Source organism: Pseudomonas sp. SDO5532_S415 (assembly GCF_054071155.1).
This window is the reverse complement of the sequence record NZ_JBSVWS010000019.1, coordinates 1-18,801: the sequence shown is the minus strand read 5'-3', so window position 1 is coordinate 18,801 and position 18,801 is coordinate 1. Positions and strand designations below refer to the sequence as shown.

General features: G+C 59.3%; 14 protein-coding genes. 8 read left to right on the top strand and 6 right to left on the bottom strand.

Annotation, left to right across the window (positions count from 1 at the left end; genetic code table 11):
• Window positions 1-130: 130 nt before the first annotated feature.
• The gene (locus ACW9HW_RS07870; protein WP_095195393.1) at window positions 131-1,258 is read right to left on the bottom strand and encodes a branched-chain amino acid ABC transporter substrate-binding protein; all 1,128 of its coding nucleotides are present in this window, start codon (window positions 1,256-1,258) and stop codon (window positions 131-133) included.
• A 349-nt stretch (window positions 1,259-1,607) separates the two neighbouring features.
• Here ACW9HW_RS07870 and ACW9HW_RS07865 point away from each other — a divergent pair, with 349 nt between their 5' ends.
• The gene (locus ACW9HW_RS07865; RefSeq protein ID WP_095195394.1) at window positions 1,608-1,913 is read left to right on the top strand and encodes a DUF2288 domain-containing protein; all 306 of its coding nucleotides are present in this window, start codon (window positions 1,608-1,610) and stop codon (window positions 1,911-1,913) included.
• A gap of 268 nt (window positions 1,914-2,181) precedes the next feature.
• Here ACW9HW_RS07865 and ACW9HW_RS07860 read toward each other — a convergent pair whose 3' ends face one another.
• A complete protein-coding gene (locus tag ACW9HW_RS07860; protein ID WP_095195395.1) occupies window positions 2,182-4,377 on the bottom strand; it encodes a hypothetical protein in 2,196 nt (731 codons plus the stop codon).
• A gap of 197 nt (window positions 4,378-4,574) precedes the next feature.
• Between ACW9HW_RS07860 and ACW9HW_RS07855 the strand changes: the two genes are divergently transcribed.
• Window positions 4,575-5,471 (top strand): NAD(P)-dependent oxidoreductase, encoded by an 897-nt coding sequence (locus tag ACW9HW_RS07855; protein WP_457399263.1) that lies wholly within the window; start codon window positions 4,575-4,577, stop codon window positions 5,469-5,471.
• Here ACW9HW_RS07855 and ACW9HW_RS07850 read toward each other — a convergent pair.
• Window positions 5,428-7,644, bottom strand: coding sequence for a putative bifunctional diguanylate cyclase/phosphodiesterase (locus tag ACW9HW_RS07850; RefSeq protein ID WP_457399298.1), 2,217 nt, complete (start codon window positions 7,642-7,644; stop codon window positions 5,428-5,430). The two genes, ACW9HW_RS07855 and ACW9HW_RS07850, sit on opposite strands and share 44 nt — an antisense overlap.
• Before the next feature lie 290 nt (window positions 7,645-7,934).
• On the opposite strand from ACW9HW_RS07850, the gene ACW9HW_RS07845 reads away from it, so the two are divergent.
• Window positions 7,935-9,284, top strand: coding sequence for a spinster family MFS transporter (locus ACW9HW_RS07845; RefSeq protein WP_457399261.1), 1,350 nt, complete (start codon window positions 7,935-7,937; stop codon window positions 9,282-9,284).
• A gap of 151 nt (window positions 9,285-9,435) precedes the next feature.
• Here ACW9HW_RS07845 and rapA read toward each other — a convergent pair whose 3' ends face one another.
• Window positions 9,436-12,282 (bottom strand): RNA polymerase-associated protein RapA, encoded by a 2,847-nt coding sequence (gene rapA / locus ACW9HW_RS07840; RefSeq protein WP_095195398.1) that lies wholly within the window; start codon window positions 12,280-12,282, stop codon window positions 9,436-9,438.
• A 218-nt stretch (window positions 12,283-12,500) separates the two neighbouring features.
• Between rapA and ACW9HW_RS07835 the strand changes: the two genes are divergently transcribed.
• The 3 genes from ACW9HW_RS07835 to ccoM all read left to right on the top strand — a co-directional run bounded on the left by ACW9HW_RS07835 (window position 12,501) and on the right by ccoM (window position 13,375).
• Complete coding sequence (locus tag ACW9HW_RS07835; RefSeq protein ID WP_095195399.1) at window positions 12,501-12,842, top strand: aspartate-semialdehyde dehydrogenase; 342 nt, start codon at window positions 12,501-12,503, stop codon at window positions 12,840-12,842.
• Window positions 12,843-12,900: 58 nt separating this feature from the next.
• Window positions 12,901-13,116, top strand: a complete 216-nt coding sequence (locus tag ACW9HW_RS07830) for a hypothetical protein (protein ID WP_457399300.1) — start codon at window positions 12,901-12,903, stop codon at window positions 13,114-13,116.
• A gap of 142 nt (window positions 13,117-13,258) precedes the next feature.
• Window positions 13,259-13,375, top strand: a complete 117-nt coding sequence (gene ccoM, locus ACW9HW_RS07825; RefSeq protein WP_008056860.1) for a cytochrome c oxidase subunit CcoM — start codon at window positions 13,259-13,261, stop codon at window positions 13,373-13,375.
• Between the two features lie 263 nt (window positions 13,376-13,638).
• On the opposite strand, the gene ACW9HW_RS07820 is transcribed toward ccoM, so the two are convergent.
• Both ACW9HW_RS07820 and ACW9HW_RS07815 read right to left on the bottom strand, forming a co-directional pair.
• Window positions 13,639-15,114 (bottom strand): inorganic phosphate transporter, encoded by a 1,476-nt coding sequence (locus tag ACW9HW_RS07820; protein WP_095195400.1) that lies wholly within the window; start codon window positions 15,112-15,114, stop codon window positions 13,639-13,641.
• A gap of 376 nt (window positions 15,115-15,490) precedes the next feature.
• Window positions 15,491-15,691 carry a hypothetical protein gene (locus tag ACW9HW_RS07815; protein WP_008056863.1) on the bottom strand — a complete coding sequence of 67 codons (201 nt, stop codon included), beginning with the start codon at window positions 15,689-15,691 and terminating at the stop codon, window positions 15,491-15,493.
• Window positions 15,692-16,379: 688 nt separating this feature from the next.
• On the opposite strand from ACW9HW_RS07815, the gene pcaR reads away from it, so the two are divergent.
• Entirely contained in the window at window positions 16,380-17,222 is an 843-nt protein-coding gene (pcaR, locus tag ACW9HW_RS07810; protein ID WP_095195401.1) for a pca regulon transcriptional regulator PcaR, read from the top strand.
• Window positions 17,223-17,345: 123 nt separating this feature from the next.
• Window positions 17,346-18,692 (top strand): aromatic acid/H+ symport family MFS transporter, encoded by a 1,347-nt coding sequence (locus ACW9HW_RS07805; protein WP_457399258.1) that lies wholly within the window; start codon window positions 17,346-17,348, stop codon window positions 18,690-18,692.
• The last annotated feature ends 109 nt before the right edge of the window (window positions 18,693-18,801 follow it).

Genomic DNA, 18,801 nt, shown 5'->3' with positions numbered 1-18,801 from the left:
ACCGCTGATGACGGTTTTGAGATTTTCAGGTGGGGAGACTAGCGGATCACGCCAGCGCGGCCCAGGTACGTTCGTAAAACAAAGCCCACGGCACGCCGTGGGCTTTATTGGCAGTCAGTCAGGCAAGGCCTTACTGAGGCTTGGCTTCAGTTTTTGGTTTGCCGAAGTGCCACTCGTAAACCACGAATTTGAAGTCTTTCAGGTCGCCTTTCTCGTCGAAGCTCAGGTCGCCGGTAGGCGTCTTGAAGGTGCCGGCGTGGATGGCTTCAGCCACTTTGGCGGAGTCTTCGGACTTGGCAGCCTTGATGCCGTCGGCGATCACGGTCACAGCCGAGTAGGCCGGGAACACGAACGGACCGCTCGGGTCTTCTTTCTTGGCTTTGAACGCGTCAGCCAGGGCGACGTTGGCCGGATCCTGGTCGAAGGATTTCGGCAAGGTCACCAGCAGGCCTTCGGAGGACTTCTGGGCGATCTGCGAGATCGAATCGTTACCCACGCCTTCCGGACCCATGAACTTGGCTTTCAGGCCTTTTTCATCCGCTTGACGCAGGATCAGGCCCAGCTCCGGGTGGTAGCCGCCGTAGTAGACGAAGTCGACGTTGGCTTGCTTGAGCTTGGCGATGATCGAGGAGAAGTCTTTGTCGCCGGCGTTGATGCCTTCGAACACGGCAACCTTGGTGCCTTTCTTCTCGAGGGTTTGTTTGACGGCAGTGGCGATGCCTTCACCGTATTGCTGTTTGTCGTGCAGGACAGCAACGATTTTCGGTTTTACGAAATCGGCGATGTAGTTACCGGCGGCAGGGCCCTGGGCGCTGTCCAGACCGATGGTGCGGAACACCATTTTGTAACCACGGGTGGTGATGTCCGGGCTGGTGGCAGCCGGAGTGATCATGATCACGCCTTCGTCTTCGTAGATGTCCGAAGCCGGTTGAGTGGAGCTGGAGCACAGGTGGCCGACCACGAATTTAACGCCGTCGTTGACGACTTTGTTCGCGACCGCTACCGCTTGTTTTGGATCACAGGCGTCATCGTATTCAACGGCTTCGAGTTTCTTGCCGTCTACGCCGCCTTTGGCGTTGATCTGTTCGATGGCCATTTTGGCGCCACTGAACTGCATGTCGCCGTATTGGGCTACAGGGCCGGTTTTAGGGCCGGCGATGCCGATCTTGATGGTGTCAGCTGCGAACGAATGGCTGGCAACCCCGGCCAGAACCATAGCGGCAAACAGTTTGGAAATCTGCTTAGTAGCCTTAGTCATAGTGCTCCACTCTTACTGTTGTAGTTTTTATAGTCCTGGCGCCGTCGGCAGCAGAACCGGGTCAGTATCTACGACATTCCCCGGAAAAGCCCCTCGGCAACTGTACCGGTACAGTGTAGAGCGCCGATTGTCAGCCTGGGAAGCTGGCGCCAGGGGGCAAAACTTGGGGGTGTCGCTTTTTTGAAAGAAAAAGTCAGAATTGCGGCGGGGCGTTGACGGGCTTATAGCCAGATTCCGTGCATTCCTTGGCTTTCCTGCTCTTTTCATTCAGTGATGCAAATTGCTTCTGGGTTTTTCTGCCAGACCACCGACGTTATCATTGCGTCAATTTCTTTTCCGGACCGGACCCATGACTGAAGAACCTAGCACCCTCTATGCCAAGCTGCTTGGTGAAACCGCATCTATTACCTGGAAGGAGTTGGAGCCGTTCTTTGCCAAGGGTGCCCTATTGTGGGTCGACCCCGGCCTGGATTTGATCGCTGCCGCCGAGGCCGTGGCCACCGACGAAGGTGAGAAAGTCGCTGCCTGGCTGGCCTGCGACAAGGTCGCCAAGCTGTCTGAAACGCGGGCGCTGGATCTTTTCGAACGGGATCCGCAGTTGTGGGCAGTGGTGGTTTCGCCGTGGATCCTGATCCAGGAAAGAGCAAAGGCCTGAATGCATGCACTTGTTTGGTGCGCGTCGCCGCTGACCAAAAGTGTGTAGCCGAGTAGCGTGATGGCACGTTGCCGTAGAGAAAAGCCACAGCTTCACGGTGACGTAAACGTAACGGGAACAGTTGAGCGGGCAGCCTGAGGGCTGCTCAATTGTTTCTGGATGTTGGGATTGCGTGAATCCGAGGAGGTCTTCGCGAGCAGGCTCGCTCTCCCAAGATCATCACTGAATCCTGTGGGAGCGAGCCTGCTCGCGAAGGGAACGACGCGGTTTAGAAGGTTTTGCCTGTGTGGTTATTCAGCGAAATAACCTTGGTCTTGCCGATGCGGTGACGGTAGATCTCACGCAGGTATTTGATCGCTTTCTTCACGCAATCGCGCGACAAACGAATGTCGTTGATCGAGACAAACTTGTCCTTGTCGTTGATCAGCTCGCGGTATTTCTTCTCGTACATCGGTTTGATCGCGTACCAGTTGGTATCGAGGATCTTCGCCGGGTTCTCGAACTCGTTGAGCAAGTCATCAATCCGCGCTTCGTCGAACTCTTCGTTGACGATGAAGTCCAGCATCGAGTTATCCAGGGTTTCGTCGAAACGGTACGGACTGCGTGCGAAGCAACGTTTGATGAAGGCCACGATCAGCGTCAGGAAGTCGTCCGACAGGCACGGGCTCTTGGCGATCAGGGTGGTCAGCGACAGGTTGGCCGAGGCACCGATTACCAGTGCGTAGCGTTTGAGCGTGGTATTGGGGAACAGGTTGTTGAGATGGGTCTTCAACCGGTTCAGGTCCATGTAGGACAGCTTGTAGTCCTTCGGCAGCGAAACGATCGACACCACCGACGAGCAGTTCTTGAAGAAGTGCAGGTCGTGCAGGGCCGCCGCGTCGTAGCCGGAATTCTTGTACTGCTCCAGCGACGCACGATAGCGCTTGGACTCGATCGGCAGCAGGCTGATGCCTTCGATGGCCTGGGTGACCTTGTTGAAGTGCGGCAGGTCGATGGAGCGGAAGAACAGATCGTCGATGTTCAGGCGCTGCGGCTCTTTCTCGAACACCTTGAACTTGTCGCTGGTAGGCGCCGGGGTTTCCGGAACCACGGACTCGGCGTAGGCAATCGCCACCGGGCCGGCCAGGCTCATGAACAGGTCGTTGGCGTCCAGGCGAATGGTTTCGCCGATGTCGATGCCGGCGCGACGGAAATAGTTCTGGTCGTAGTCGGTCGTTACCGCTTGCGCCGTCAGAATGTTGAAGATCTGCTGCGAGATGTACTGGTTGGCGTGCTTCTCCATGGCATTGACATCAATGTTCTGGATGTTGCCGTCGTCGCTTTCTTCGGCGTAACGCATGATGTCGTTGGAAATCAGCATCATCGCGTTCCACGGGCGGATACGGCCCATGACGCTGGCTTCGCTGCTGTCTTCGTTGGCGAAGTTGTAGGAGAAGTCCCACTCTTCCGACAGGTATTTACACAGCAGCCGACCGGCGTTGATGTGCAGCGCTTCGGACATTTCACTGCGGTGATCGGAAATGTTCGGCAGTACGCAGATGCCGCTGGTGAAAATCGGCTCGAAGACGAAGGAGTGACCGCTCTTGCTGTCGTGCTCATCCATCGGCTTGGTGTCGAAGGTCTTGTTCATGTACGAGTGTTGCTGGGCCAGGCCGAATTCCGAAGCCATGCCCGACCCCGTACCGCCACCGGCACTGAAGATCGAGAAGTACAGGCGCGATTGGTTGGCCTTGATGCCGCAGCTGTCGATCAGGTACGAGTGAATCATCTTCCAGTCAGGGCTGGAGAAGCGCTGGGTGTCCTTGTTCAGGATGATCTTGGCCAGGTATTGGCCGAGGATCGGCGCGTTACCGGCGCCACCGGCGTGGACTTCCGACAAGTCCATGATTTTCATTTTGCTGTAGTCGCGCAGGAAACCGCTTTTTTCACCCTTGCGCGAGAAACGGATGCGACCGGCGATGTCTTTGTCGAGGTCGCCGAGCATCACCAGCGGCTCTACCAGGAACACCGGTTTGGTCGCCTTGTTCGGCATCAGGCGCAGGTTGGTGCGAATCCATTGGGCCGGGCTGTAGCCTTTTTCGGCATAGCGCTTGTCCGCCGACAGGCGGTCTTCACTGTTGAATTCGTTGAGGTAGAACTTGCGGGCGTTGTATACAAGCTCCGCGACATCCAGCGCGATGTTCGAACCGCAGCGGCCCAGACCGATCAGGCACACTGACGGGAATTCCTGGTCGCTGTGCTGTTCGTTGTCGCCTTCCAGGTGCGGTGGACGCGGGAACACCATGTCGCGCAGGCCGTCGAGGTTGTCGAGGATGCGGTCGGTGTTGGTTTCGGTGAAGTACAGGTATTGCTGGGTCGCCAGCGGGCGTGACGGGAGCAATGGCTTCGACGATGAAGGGCTGTTCGCCGCGGGGCTCAAGGTCAGGTCGGATACCGCAGTGGCCGGATTGTTTTTGGAAGTCATTGTTCGCCATGTACCTGGGCTGGTTGGTCGGGCGACACGCTGTCGTCGAACCGTCACGGATGAGAACTCGCGTCTTTTATCAGCGCGTATTTGGCCCAAGCGTCAGAGCCGTGGCCTGAGCGTCGCTCGGGGGAATCCTTTCCTGAGTCATGATGAATCGGCCGATATTCGGCGATCTTTAATCAAAAAGAGGCAAAATGATGTCAACACTACCTTCGTTGGGTTTTGCCGGAATCGGTCTGATGGGGCTGCCGATGTGTCGGCGCCTGCTGGCGGCGGGTTATCCGCTGACGGTGTGGAACCGCAATCCGGCCAAATGCGCGCCGCTGGTCGAGGCGGGTGCCCGCCAGGTCGCGACACCGGCTGAGTTGTGCCGGCACGCGGACCTGGTGATGTTGTGCCTGGCGGATACCTCGGTGGTGCGTGAAGTGGTGTTTGGCGCGACCGGGGTGGTCGAAGGCGCGAAAAGCGGCCAGTTGCTGGTGGATTTCTCCAGCCTGGAACCCACCGCGACGCGGGAAATGGCAACAGAGCTTGCCAGCCGGACCGGCATGGGCTGGCTTGACGCGCCGGTGTCCGGTGGCGTGGTCGGTGCCGAGGCGGGGAGCCTGGCGATCATGGTCGGTGGCGACGCGGCGAATCTCGAACGCATCAAGCCCGTGTTGTTGAATCTGGGCCAACGCGTGACCCACATGGGCGCTGTCGGAGCCGGGCAGGTGACCAAGGCCTGCAACCAGATGATCGTCGCCTGCAATGCGCTGGTGATTGCCGAAGTGGTGGCGCTGGCGGAGCGTTCCGGTGTCGATGCGAGCCTGATCGCCGAGGCGCTGGCCGGTGGTTTTGCCGATTCGAAACCGTTGCAGATCCTCGCCCCGCAAATGGCCGAGAGCCGTTTCGAACCGGTGAAATGGCATGTGCGGACCTTGCTCAAGGATCTGGACACGGCGGTGAAGTTTTCCCGCGAGCAGGGTTCGGCGACACCGATCAGCGGCCTGGCGGCGCAGCTGATGCGACTGCATGGCGGGCAGGGGTTCCTGGAAAAAGACCCGTCTACATTAGTGCAGATGTACCGTGCAGCAGATTCAACGAGGTAAGGGTGTAGGTGTGCCTGCGCTGGTTGATTTCGTTCAGTACCGGACGTAATTCAGCCAGCGGCACCGGCCGGCTGAGCAGGTAACCCTGAACAAAGTCGCAATCGTGGCATTCGAGAAACTGGTATTGCTCGAAGGTTTCGACGCCTTCGGTGACCACGTCCAGATGCAGAGTGTGGGCCATGGCGATAATCGCCTGGACGATTTCCATGTCCTGGGTCGACTTGGGAATGTCCTGAATGAACGAACGGTCGATTTTCAGCGTGTTCAGCGGCAAGCGCTTGAGATAGGCCAGGGACGAGTATCCGGTGCCGAAATCATCGATCGACAGCGACACGCCCAAGGCGCGGATCTGTCGCAGCAGTACCAGGGTGTCGGCGATATTGCCCATCAGGGCATTTTCGGTCACCTCCAGCTCCAGTCGTTGCGGCGCGACTCCCGCGCTGCGCAATGCCTGTTCGATTTGCCCCGCCAGTTCCTCGCGCGCCAGGCTCAGGGGCGAGCAGTTCACGGCGATCTTCAGGGCTTCGCATCCCTGGCGCGACAACTCACCGAGGTCTTCACAGGCTTTGCGCAGCACCCAGTTGTCCAGTTCGGTGATCAGGCCGTTGGCCTCGGCGAGGGGGATGAAGCGGTCGGGTGCGAGGAATCCGTGGACCGGGTGTTGCCAGCGAATCAATGCTTCAAGCTTGCTCACCTGGCCGGTTTTCAAGTCGTAGATCGGTTGGTAATAGAGCATCAGGCCGGTGTCTTCGCGCAGGGCATGGCGTAGCTCTTCCTCCAGTTGCAGCTCCAGCGTGGCACGGGCCTTGAGATTGGCACTGAAGAAATTCAGGCCATTGCGCCCACTGCCCTTGGATTGGTACAGCGCCAGGTCGGCGTTTTTCAGCAGCTCGTCACAGGTCTTGCCGTCATCGGGAAACAGGCTGATGCCGATGCTGGTGGTCATGACCATGCGCCGTCCGGCCAACTCAATGGGCTCCTTCATTTTCAACATGATCCGCTGCGCCATGTGCCGCGCTTCTTCGCGATCATGCAGGTTGATGAGCATGCAGAACTCGTCGCCACCAAAGCGCGCCACCACGTCTTCATGGCTGCGCACCGAGCCTTTGATGTGGCTGGCGATCACTTTGAGCAACTCGTCGCCGGCGTCGTGACCGAGGCTGTCGTTGATGCGCTTGAAATGGTCGATGTCGAGGAACAACACGGCGAGCATGCCGCCCCCATGGGTTTTCTCGATGAGTTTCTCGGCGAACAGCTGGTTGAAACCGCGGCGGTTGATCAGGTTGGTCAAAGGGTCGTAGTGCGCCACCTGTTGCAGCGACATGCGGGCCTGATCCAGTTGGGTGAGCAGTGAGTTGACCCGCTGCAGGTCATGCTCCTTGTGTTGCAGCTTCTTGTCCGCCAGCGCCGCACTGACGCTGCTGCCGATGATCAGCAGCGTCATCACCGCGACCGTCAGGCCCAACTGCAGATGGTTGTTTTCCCCGGGTTGGATCACGAGGCTACCGGTGGGCAGTACCAGATTGAAGGCGGCCATGCCGGTGAAATGCATGCTGATGATGCCTGTCCCGAGTACCAGGCTGGCGCTGTATTTGAGCAACTGATGGAACATCCCGGCGCCGTTGCGCAAGTAATTCGCCAGCAGCAATGCCGCGAGGCTGGCGCCAATCGCCACCACGATGGAGAGGGCGAACAAGGTCGGTTGATAGTAGGTTATCGCTGGCGAGCGCAGGGCGGACATGCCTACGTAATGCATGGTGGCAATGCCCAGGCCGATCCAGATCGAAGCTTTGAGGCATTGCCAGAAGTTCAAGGCCGGGCGGCTGAGCGTGTGCATCGCCAGCCATGAAGCCAGCAGGGCGATCAACAGGGAGGCAAGGGTGATGGGTAGATGGTAATGCACATTGACCGGCGCCTGGAACGCCAGCATACCGATGAAGTGCATGGCCCAGATCCCGCCGGCCAGGCACCCGGCACCGACCCAGCGCCATAGGCGTCGGGAGGCGGGTTTTTCCGCATGGGCGACGCGCTCGGCCATGTCCAGCGTGGCAAAGCTGCCGGCACAGGCGACCAGATAAGCCAGTAGCACCAGAAAAGGGTCATGTATGCAATTGAGTATGACCTGCCCGCTCTCTGGCAGCTCGGTAATGAAATGCAGACCAAGCCACTCCATAGCATGCCCCATGTTGATTCCCTGACCGGTGCAAGCAACGCCGGCGAATGTCCTGAAGTATAGAGGTCAGGTACGGATCGCAAGCGGTAGTGGCAAATTGGTGTCTACCATTTTGGAATGAACGTTAGAGCGTTTGGAAATAAGTCGTTGCATGAGCAGCTCCGGGCGCCATGGACAGGTATCAGCTTTACGAATAATTACAGACAGCGTTGGCGGGCCTGACTAGATTGCAGGTTCCGGGCTCGGATGCGCTGGCAGTGAAGCCCCATAACAATAAAAGAGACGGACCCATGCAGAACTCGACCCAAGCGGCGAATGCCTGGCGCATTCTGTTCCTGCTGTTCCTGGCCAACCTGTTCAACTTTTTCGACCGCACCATCCCGGCCATCATCATCGAACCGATTCGCATGGAATGGCACCTCAGCGATTTTCAACTGGGGATCATCGGCACGGCGTTCACCATCGTTTACGCGATCGCCGGCCTGCCCCTGGGGCGGATGGCCGACACCGGTTCGCGCAGCAAACTGATGGGGTGGGGCCTGGCCGCATGGAGCGGACTGACGGCGGTCAATGGCATGGTCGGCAGCTTCTGGAGCTTCCTGATCGTGCGCATGGGCATCGGCATCGGTGAAGCCAGCTATGCGCCGGCTGCCAACTCGCTGATCGGCGACTTGTTTCCGGCTCATCGCCGGGCGCGGGCCATGGGGATTTTCATGCTGGGGCTGCCGTTGGGGCTGTTGCTGGCATTCTTCACCATCGGCGCGATGGTCAAGGCGTTCGACAGCTGGCGTGCGCCGTTCTTCATCGCCGCGGTGCCGGGGTTGATCCTGGCGGTCTTCATGTTCTACATCAAGGAGCCCAAGCGCGGTGCCGCCGAAAGCGTGCAGGTGTCGCAAGAGAAGGTTGACCGGCCGATTCGCCGTGTCCTGGCGGTGCCGACCTTCCTGTGGCTGGTGCTGGCCGGCCTGTGCTTCAACTTCGCGACTTATGCCTGTAACTCGTTTCTGGTGCCGATGCTGCAGCGCTATTTCCTGATGCCATTGCAGGAAGCGGCAGTGGCGACCGGGGTCATTGTCGGCGTAACCGGACTGGTCGGCCTGACCCTGGGTGGCTGGATCGCGGACAAGATCCACCAGCGGGTGGCCAATGGTCGTCTGCTGTTCGCCGCGTTCAGTCTGATTATTTCTACCTTGTGCACGGCGTGGGCGCTGCATTCGGGGCGGATCGAGATCGGGGTGTTCGTGGCCGTTTTCAGTGTGGGCTGGTTGTTCGCCTATAACTTCTACACCTGCGTTTACACGGCGATCCAGGACGTGGTCGAGCCGCGTCTGCGGGCAACGGCCATGGCGCTGTTCTTCGCCGGGTTGTATCTGTTGGGAGGTGGTTTGGGGCCGGTGGTGGTCGGCGCCTTGTCCGATCACTTTGCGCACACGGCCATGTTATCGGCGGGTGCCGAGCAGATGACCGAGGCGTTCAAGGCGGTCGGTCTGCATGATGCGATGTACCTGATTCCGGTGGCACTGTTTTTCACCATGGTGTTTCTGGTGTTGGCTTCGCGGTGTTTTGTAAGGGATGCCAAGCGGATGAAAGAGGGGTTGGTCGCTGTGGTTGAGCCTGAAGGTTCTGCGGCGCCCGCGTAATCGCTTTCGCGAGCAGGCTCGCTCCCACAGGGGGAATGACTTGTGGAGCGAGCCTGCTCGCGAAGGGGCCATCACAAACATCACAAAAGTCATGTACAAAAAAAGGCCCGCATCGCTGCGGGCCTTCTTGTTTGCCGGTGGAGCAGGGGGGTTAACCCGCCACCAACACCCGGATCGCTTCCAGTCGCAGCGCAGCCTTGTCGAGCATGGCCAGGCCTTGCTCGCGTTGTTTGCGCAGGGCAACCAGTTCGCTGTCGCGTACGGTCGGGTTGACCGCTTGCAATGCGGTCAAGCGTGCCAGTTCTTCATCGGTATCAGCCGCCAGGCGACGTTGCGCCTCCGCCACTCGTTCGGCGTGACGCGGGTAGATCTTGTCTTCGCCGGCGTTGATCCGTGGCGTCAACTGATCGCGCTGGGCCTGGATGAACTTGTTGGCGCTGGCGCGCGGTACGCTTTCGAGTTGATCGTTCAGGGTCTCGAACGACACTCGGGCCGACAGGTCATTGCCGTTGGCATCGAGCAGGCAGCGCAATGCGGCCGGCGGCAGGTAGCGGCCCAGTTGCAGCGAGCGCGGGGCAACCACTTCACTGACGTAGAGCAGTTCCAGCAATACGGTGCCGGGTTTCAGCGCCTTGTTCTTGATCAGCGCAACGGCGGTGTTGCCCATGGAACCGGACAACACCAGATCCATGCCGCCTTGCACCATCGGGTGTTCCCAGGTGATGAACTGCATGTCTTCGCGGGACAGCGCCTGGTTGCGGTCGTAAGTGATGGTCACGCCTTCGTCGTCGCCCAGCGGGAAGCTGGCATCGAGCATTTTTTCGCTCGGCTTGAGGATCAGGGCGTTTTCCGAATGGTCCTCGCTGTCGATGCCGAAAGCGTCGAACAGGGTTTCCATGTAGATCGGCAGGGCGAACTGGTCGTCCTGCTCAAGAATCGCTTCAACCAGCGACTCTCCTTCACCGGCACCGCCGGAATTGAGCTCCAGCAAGCGGTCACGGCCGGTGTGCAGTTCGGCTTCCAGGCGCTCACGCTCGGTACGGGCTTCGTCGATCAGTGTTTGCCATTCGCCATCGTCGGCCTCTTCCAGCAGCGGCAGCAGGCGCGGGCCGAACTGATGCTGCAAGGCGTTGCCGGTCGGGCAGGTATTGAGGAACGCGTTCAACGCTTCGTGGTACCACTGGAACAGGCGCTCTTGCGGGCTGGTTTCCAGGTACGGCACGTGCAGTTCGATGGTGTGCTTCTGACCGATGCGGTCCAGACGACCGATCCGCTGTTCCAGCAAGTCCGGGTGGGACGGCAGGTCGAACAGCACCAGGTGATGGGAGAACTGGAAGTTGCGGCCTTCACTGCCGATTTCCGAGCAGATCAGCACTTGCGCGCCGAATTCTTCGTCGGCGAAGTAAGCGGCGGCGCGGTCACGCTCGAGGATGTTCATGCCCTCGTGGAAGACCGTGGCCGGAATGCCGGAGCGCACGCGCAGGGCGTCCTCCAGGTCCATGGCGGTTTCGGCGTGGGCGCAGATCACCAGGACCTTGGTGCGCTTGAGCATTTTCAACTGGTCGATCAGCCACTCGACGCGCGGGTCGAATTTCCACCAGCGTTCTTCTTCGTTGGCGTCCGGCTGGGCCTGGAAGCTGACTTCCGGATACAGTTCGGCGTGATCGCCCAGTGGCAGTTCGAGGTATTCGTCCGGGCACGGCAGCGGATACGGGTGCAGTTTGCGCTCCGGGAAACCCTGCACCGCGGCACGGGTATTACGGAACAGCACGCGGCCGGTGCCGTGGCGATCCAGCAACTCGCGCACAAGGCGGGCGCTGGCTTCGGTGTCGCCATCGTTGACCGCGGTCAGCAACGCTTCGCCTTCGTTGCCGAGGAAGCCGTGGATGGTCTCGTGCGCCTGCGGTGACAGACGTCCCTTGTCCAGCAACTCCTGAACGGCTTCGGCGACCGGACGATAGTTTTCGCTCTCGGCGCGGAAGGCGTGCAGGTCATGGAAACGGTTCGGGTCGAGCAGGCGCAGACGGGCAAAGTGGCTGTCCTGGCCCAGTTGTTCCGGGGTTGCGGTCAACAGCAGCACGCCGGGAATGGTTTCGGCGAGTTGCTCGACCAGCGAATATTCAGGGCTGACCTGATCTTCGTGCCACACCAGGTGGTGTGCTTCGTCGACTACCAGCAAATCCCAGCCGGCGGCGAACAGCGCGTCCTGGGCCTTCTCGTCGTCCACCAGCCATTCCAGTGCAACCAGCGCGAGCTGGGTGTCTTCGAACGGGTTGGAGGCATCGCTTTCGATGAAGCGTTCTTCGTCGAACAGCGCGACCTGCAGGTTGAAACGGCGGCGCATCTCCACCAGCCACTGGTGCTGAAGATTTTCCGGCACCAGGATCAGCACGCGATTGGCGCGCCCCGAAAGCAGTTGGCGATGGATCACCAGACCGGCTTCGATGGTTTTGCCCAGGCCCACTTCGTCTGCCAGCAGAACCCGTGGCGCGATACGGTCGGCGACTTCACGGGCGATGTGCAACTGGTGCGCGATCGGTTGCGCACGCACGCCGCCCAGGCCCCACAGCGAGGACTGCAACTGGCGGCTGGTGTGTTCGAGGGTGTGGTAGCGCAGGGAGAACCAGGCCAGCGGGTCGATCTGCCCGGCGAACAGGCGGTCGCTGGCCAGGCGGAACTGAATGAAGTTCGACAGTTGGGTTTCCGGCAGGGTGACCACTTCGTTCTGGGCGTTGAGGCCGTGGTAGACCAGCAGGCCGTCCATGTCGTCAACTTCGCGAACGGTCAGTTTCCAGCCTTCGAAGTGAGTGATGCTGTCACCCGGCGAAAACCTTACACGAGTGAGGGGCGCATTCCGTAGCGCGTACTGGCGGGTGTCGCCAGTGGCCGGATAGAGCACGGTCAGCAAGCGGCCGTCCTGTGCCAGAACGGTGCCCAAACCCAGCTCGGCTTCGCTGTCACTAATCCAGCGTTGCCCCGGTTGATACTGCTGCGCCATGCTGCCTGACTCCCACCTTGAAAAAGCGGGCTATCTTAACGGAATGAGGGCTTGAGGGCCAAAGGACTCTCAGAAAAACTCTCGGGTTTACGTTAGCCCACTTACAGGCGGTGCGTGGACTGCGGCACCCACGAGTGCCAATTGGGTCACAGTTTGCGACCGATGGCTCAAGTCGCCATTCCCGCAGCCGACAGCCTGCTGACAGGAGACCCATTTATATGCTGCCACCGATGCTCCCCCTGAGTGCCGTGCCGATCACTTCCCAGCACGACCCGGTTCGCCCGCGCCCGGACATCGCGCCTGTGGTGCCGATGCAGGAGAGTTCCACCGACAGCACCATCGACCTGAAAAACCGCGACCGCGAAGAAGCCGTTCTGTTATTGCGCGAGGAACAGCGTCGACAGCAAGAGCGCGAGCGGCGCCGGCGTGAAGCTGATGATGATCCAGAAGCGCACTTGGCGATCCCCGGAGACGAACTCAATGCCGACAATACCGTACCGGTGGCGCCGCTGATGGAAGACCAGCCGCGCCAGGGCTTGTGGGTCGATATCGAGATTTGAGGATGTGGCTGGTCAGCGCCGTCGCCAGACCTCATTATTGGCGCAACCCTGCCGAACGATGCGGCAGCTGAATTTCATTTCCAGCGATGCACTGAACGCCATGAGCCAAGACGACAAGCTGATCGACCTCAACGCCGAACGCGCCAAGCGTGTCCATGACCTTAACGACAAACGCCTGAATGAAGTGCGCCAGGCGTTCGAACAGGCCATGCCGTTGGGGAAAGCGAAGAAAAGCCCAAAAACCAAATCGAAGAACAAGCCGAAAAAGCGTTGAACCCCCGGCATCGATTGATGCAGGTCAGTTTTCCCCTCCTTATATGCCCGGTCCCGGGCAACATTGATCCCGGTCAATATTCTCTCCTGCCCGATTGGTTAACTTAACCCCATCGCAACAGGGCAACTGCAGGAGACGCGTCATGTTTTTCGACAACGTGGTGATCGCCGGAGTGCTGACCGTCAGCCTCATGCTGGTGTTTTTTGCAGGGTTCGGATTTTTTATCTGGAAGGATTCGCACAAGCGGAAAAAACCGTAGGTCTTTCTGGATGCAATGAGCACGCAAGGCATTTTGGGCAACTTCGGTTGCCCTTTTTTTTTTGCCTGCGAAAATCTATCGGCCTTCGCAGAGTTCACTGTGGGAGCGAGCCTGCTCGCGAAGACGGAAGTCGTCGCAATGAAAATGGCGTCTGTTTGACCGCTTTCGCGAGCAGGCTCGCTCCCACAGTTGTTTCGTGGTGACAGACAGCAATAAAAAAGGCGCGGTCCTCACGGAGCGCGCCTTTTTCGTACAACTGCGTATCAGCTACCCAGTGCCTTTGAAGCCAGCCAGAACAGGCCGGCCGACAGGGCGACCGTGGCCGGCAGGGTCAGTACCCAGGCCAGCAGGATGGTTCTGACGGTGCCGCCTTGCAGGCCGCTTTTGTTGGCGACCATGGTCCCGGCGACGCCCGAGGACAGGACGTGGGTGGTGGACACCGGCAGGCTGAAGATGTTGGCCATGCCGATCATGCACGCGGCGGTGATCTGCGCCGACATGCCCTGGGCGTAGGTCATGCCTTGCTTGCCGATTTTCTCGCCGATGGTCAATACCACGCGCTTCCAGCCAACCATGGTACCCAGGCCCAAGGCCAGGGCAACCGCCAGAATCACCCAGAACGGGGCGTATTCGGTGGTGGTGGTCAGGTCTTTGCGCAGTTTGTCCAGGTCAGCCTTTTCACGGGGGGCGAGGCCAGGCAACTTGGCGACTTTCTTCGCGGTATCGTCCAGGCACAGCAGGTAGCGACGTACTTCGATGCGGCTTTCCGACGACAGCGAGTGGTAGTCAGCTACACCCTTGAGGGTACCCAGAAGGGCGTCAATGGTGGGTTCTGTCTGTTGCGGGTTGCAGCGGAATTTCTCCGGCAGATCGCCTGAAACGCTTTTGCCCAGGGCCAGGAACTCGCCCAGGGAGTCAGCATTGCGCTTGTAGAACTGACTCAAGTGCAAGGTGGCGTCGCGGGTACGCTCGATCTGGTAGGTGGTGCTGTTCAGGTCAAGAACGAACTGCGCCGGCACGATACCGATCAGCACCAGCATGATCAGGCCGATACCTTTCTGACCATCGTTGGAACCGTGCACGAAGCTCACGGCCATGGCCGAGATCACCAGCACCAGGCGGTTCCAGAACGGCGGGTGTTTCTTGTCGTCGATCTTGCGGCGCTGTTCCGGCGTCTTGTGCATCTTCGACAGCGGACGCCACCATTTGAGGCCGATCAGTACCAGCGCGGCGATCAGGAAACCTGCCATTGGCGAGAACACCAGCGACATCGCGATATCGATCGCCTTTTGCCAGTTCACCCCGTCGGCCAGCGGAATATCGTTGATCAGGGCGTTGGCCAGGCCCACGCCGAGGATCGAGCCGATCAACGTATGGGAGCTGGAGGCGGGGATACCGAAGTACCAGGTGCCCAGGTTCCAGGTGATGGCTGCGGCGAGCAACGAGAACACCATCGCCAGGCCATGGCCGGTATTCACGTTGATCAGCAGCTCCACCGGCAGCAGGTGAACGATGGCATACGCCACGCCAACGCCGCCCAGCAACACGCCGAGGAAATTGAACACACCGGAAAAGAACACCGCCAGATGAGGCGGCATCGCTTTGGTGTAGATAACAGTGGCTACCGCGTTAGCGGTGTCATGAAATCCATTGATGAACTCGAAGGCGAGGACAAAAGCCAGGGCGAGCAAGAGGCTCACAAGCACCCAAGCATCCAGTCCGCTGAATAAATCGATCATGAAGGTTTTCTGACCCGGTCATAAGGGGGCGCGATTATGCCAGAAAAGACTGTCAATCGATGCACTAGCTGCTCATCGGTAACATTCTTCAACGAATTATTTTGCAGCCGCGCCCTGAGCCCCGGTGATTTTTCGGGGCTTGCAAGTCGTTGAATTTCTTTGGAAACGCTGTCGCCACAAGGGTTTCACTCGTGTGAAGGAGGGATTTGAACGCTTGTGTGAAATTTCTGAAGAGAGAGTCAGATATGAGCCTTTTACCCTGTCAGATGGGCAAGGTAGCCGCGGCCCGCTCGTAGCGGGCGCAAAAGGCAACATCAATACACCCCGCTTTTAACGGGAGCAAACGCAGACCCTGGAAGGATTCAAGCCGAGGTGCTCATGGCTCTTCGGCTTTGAGTTCCTTTTCCATTTTTTCCAGTTCTTGCTTGAATACCTGATCCTGAACGGTGGCGCGTTTACGCCAGGGTTTGCGTTCCGGTTCGGGCTGGGCGGCGTAGGTGGTGACTTCCCCGCCGTAAACTTCCTTGTAACGTTGTTCCTGGCGCTCAAGTTCCGCGCGCAGTTCGTCTTTCGTCACAGTGCTACCTGATTGAGTTGAGATGAATTCTGGTGAAACGCGCTGCGTTCAATGTATTGACCACACTCGTCGGAAGGACAACGCCCACAAAGGCATCGTTTTTACGGCAGGGTGATCAGTACGTCCATGTTGCAGGCGGCCACGGCACCAGAGATAAATAGCTGACGTAGCATCAGTTTCCTGTTTCGGCGAGCGCGTTGGCGATGCGGGTGCAGTCAGCGTCGGACGCTTGCCGGGGGCAGCAGCGATGGAACATCGCGCCACCGGGTAGCGGGATCGGCGAGTAAAAAATCGCCTGGCTACTGATTTGCATTATAGCGAGCGATTCACAGAACACTATCGCCAAAGAGTTAAAAGTAGATCTTGATGTGTGATTGTTTTGGTTGGCCGCAACTTTTACCGGCAACTAGTGCGTTGGCTGATGTCAGTGTGCGACGCTGCCTTTCTGGCGCCATTAAGTCGAACAACTTAGGGCAATTATATGCACCTTTAAATCGGCCTTCAGGTTTGCGCGAAAACATACGCAAAGGTGCGTATTCCGGCTCGTTGGCAGGCTGGGAGGTAGTGGAAGTCGATTGCGATTATCGGTCGATGGTTCGATAATCGCCCAATCTTGGTTGGCCGGGCTTGTTTGCCGGGCCCATGCCGCTTGTAATAGTCGCTGATCCGTGTGGGAAAAGGACCTTATATGAACGATCAACTGCGCAATTCCTTCGCTTCAGTGGCACCGCCGATCGTCGCATCGCCAGCCAAACGGATCCAGGCCCTGACCGGTGACCCGGATTTCATGACCTCCCTGGCCCGTGGGCTGGCCGTCGTGCAGGCGTTCCAGGAGCGCAAGCGGCACCTGACCATTGCCCAGATCAGCCACCGCACGGAAATTCCCCGCGCCGCGGTAAGACGTTGCCTGCATACCCTGATCAAACTCGGCTACGCCACCACCGACGGCCGCACTTACTCATTGCTGCCCAAGGTGCTGACCCTGGGCCATGCCTATGTTTCCTCGACGCCGCTGGCAGTTTCTGCCCAGCCGTACCTGGACCGCATGAGCGAGCAATTGCATGAGGCCTGCAACATGGCCACCCTGGAAGGTGACGACATTCTCTATATAGCCCGCTCGGCGACCACCCAGCGTCTGATTTCTGTGGACCTCTCGGTGGGCGGTCGGCTGCCGGCGTATTGCACGTCGATGGGCAGGATCCTGCTGGCCGCCCTGGACGACACGTCGCTGGGGGAGTACCTCGACCACGCCGACCTGCAGGCCAAGACCAGTCGCACCATTCATACCCCCGAAGCATTGCTCGAATGTTTGCAGGAGGTACGGCAACAAGGTTGGTGCATCGTCGACCAGGAACTTGAGCAGGGTCTGCGTTCGATTGCCGTTCCGGTGTACGACGCTTCCGGTCAGGTGGTCGCGGCCCTCAACGTCAGCACTCATGCAGGACGGGTCAGCCGTAACGAACTGGAGCAGCGGTTTCTCCCCGGTTTGTTAAGCGCAAGCCGCGATCTGAGCGCCCAGCTGTTTGCCTAAGCTGTTCGATAAACGCACAGAGTCGCGTTTACTGAATTGACGCTGTTTCCTCTGGATTATTACTGTCGCGGCTGCGCCAGCGTCGGCTGGCCCCGTTCGACTGCGATCCATGGAATAAAAATAATGAACCAGCCTCAGTCTGCTGTAGGAAACTGCCTCGACGTGCAGTCCTTCATCAATGCTCAACCCATTTCGCGCTACCAGTGGCGCGTCGTGATCCTGTGTTTCCTGATTGTCTTTCTCGATGGCCTCGACACCGCGGCCATGGGTTTCATCGCGCCGGCCCTGTCTCAGGACTGGGGCATCGACCGCGCCAGCCTCGGCCCGGTGATGAGTGCGGCATTGATCGGCATGGTTTTCGGCGCACTGGGCTCCGGCCCGTTGGCTGACCGTTTCGGACGAAAAGTCGTACTGGTGGGCGCCGTGTTGTTGTTCGGAGCGTTCAGCCTGGCTTCGGCTTACAGCACCAATGTCGATCAATTGTTGGTGCTGCGCTTCCTCACCGGCCTTGGGTTGGGGGCCGGGATGCCGAACGCCACCACACTGCTCTCGGAATACACCCCGGAGCGCAAGAAATCCCTGCTGGTGACCAGCATGTTCTGTGGCTTCAACCTCGGCATGGCCGGTGGCGGATTCATTTCGGCCAAGCTGATTCCGGCGTTCGGCTGGCACAGCCTGCTGTTGATCGGTGGGATTCTGCCACTGATCCTTGCCGTCGTTTTGCTGTTCTGGCTGCCGGAATCGGCGCGCTACCTTGTCGTCCGTAACCACGGCACCGACAAAGTGCGCAAGACGCTGGCGCCCATCGACCCGACGGTGGTCGCCCAGGCCGCGAGCTTCAGCGTGCCGGAACAGAAAACCGTGAAGGCGCGCAACGTGTTTGCGGTGATCTTCTCAGGCACCTACAGCGTCGGCACCTTGTTGTTGTGGCTGACCTACTTCATGGGGTTGGTGATCGTTTATCTGCTGACCAGCTGGTTGCCGACCCTGATGCGCGACAGCGGCGCAAGCATGGAGCAAGCGGCGTTCATCGGTGCATTGTTCCAGTTCGGTGGTGTGCTTAGCGCAGTGGGCGTGGGTTGGGCGATGGACCGGTTCAATCCGCACAAGGTCATCGGCATTTTCTACCTGCTGGCCGGGGTGTTTGCCTACGCGGTGGGGCAGAGCCTGGGCAGTATCACGCTGTTGGCGACTCTGGTGCTGGTGGCGGGTATGTGTGTCAACGGTGCGCAATCGGCGATGCCATCGCTGGCCGCGCGTTTTTATCCGACCCAGGGGCGCGCCACCGGCGTGTCGTGGATGCTCGGCATTGGCCGTTTCGGCGCGATTCTCGGGGCCTGGATGGGCGCCACGCTGCTGGGGCTGGGCTGGAACTTCGAGCAAGTGCTGACGGCGTTAGTGATTCCGGCGGCGCTGGCGACGGCGGCGGTGGTGATCAAGGGCGTAGTCAGTCATGCGGATGCGACTTGAGGTGCTGATCCAGAATCTCGGGTGATTTTGATGGCCTCTTCGCGAGCAGGCTCGCTCCCACAGTTGATCGCGTTTCCTTGTGGGAGCGAGCCCTTCCCCTTATCCACAT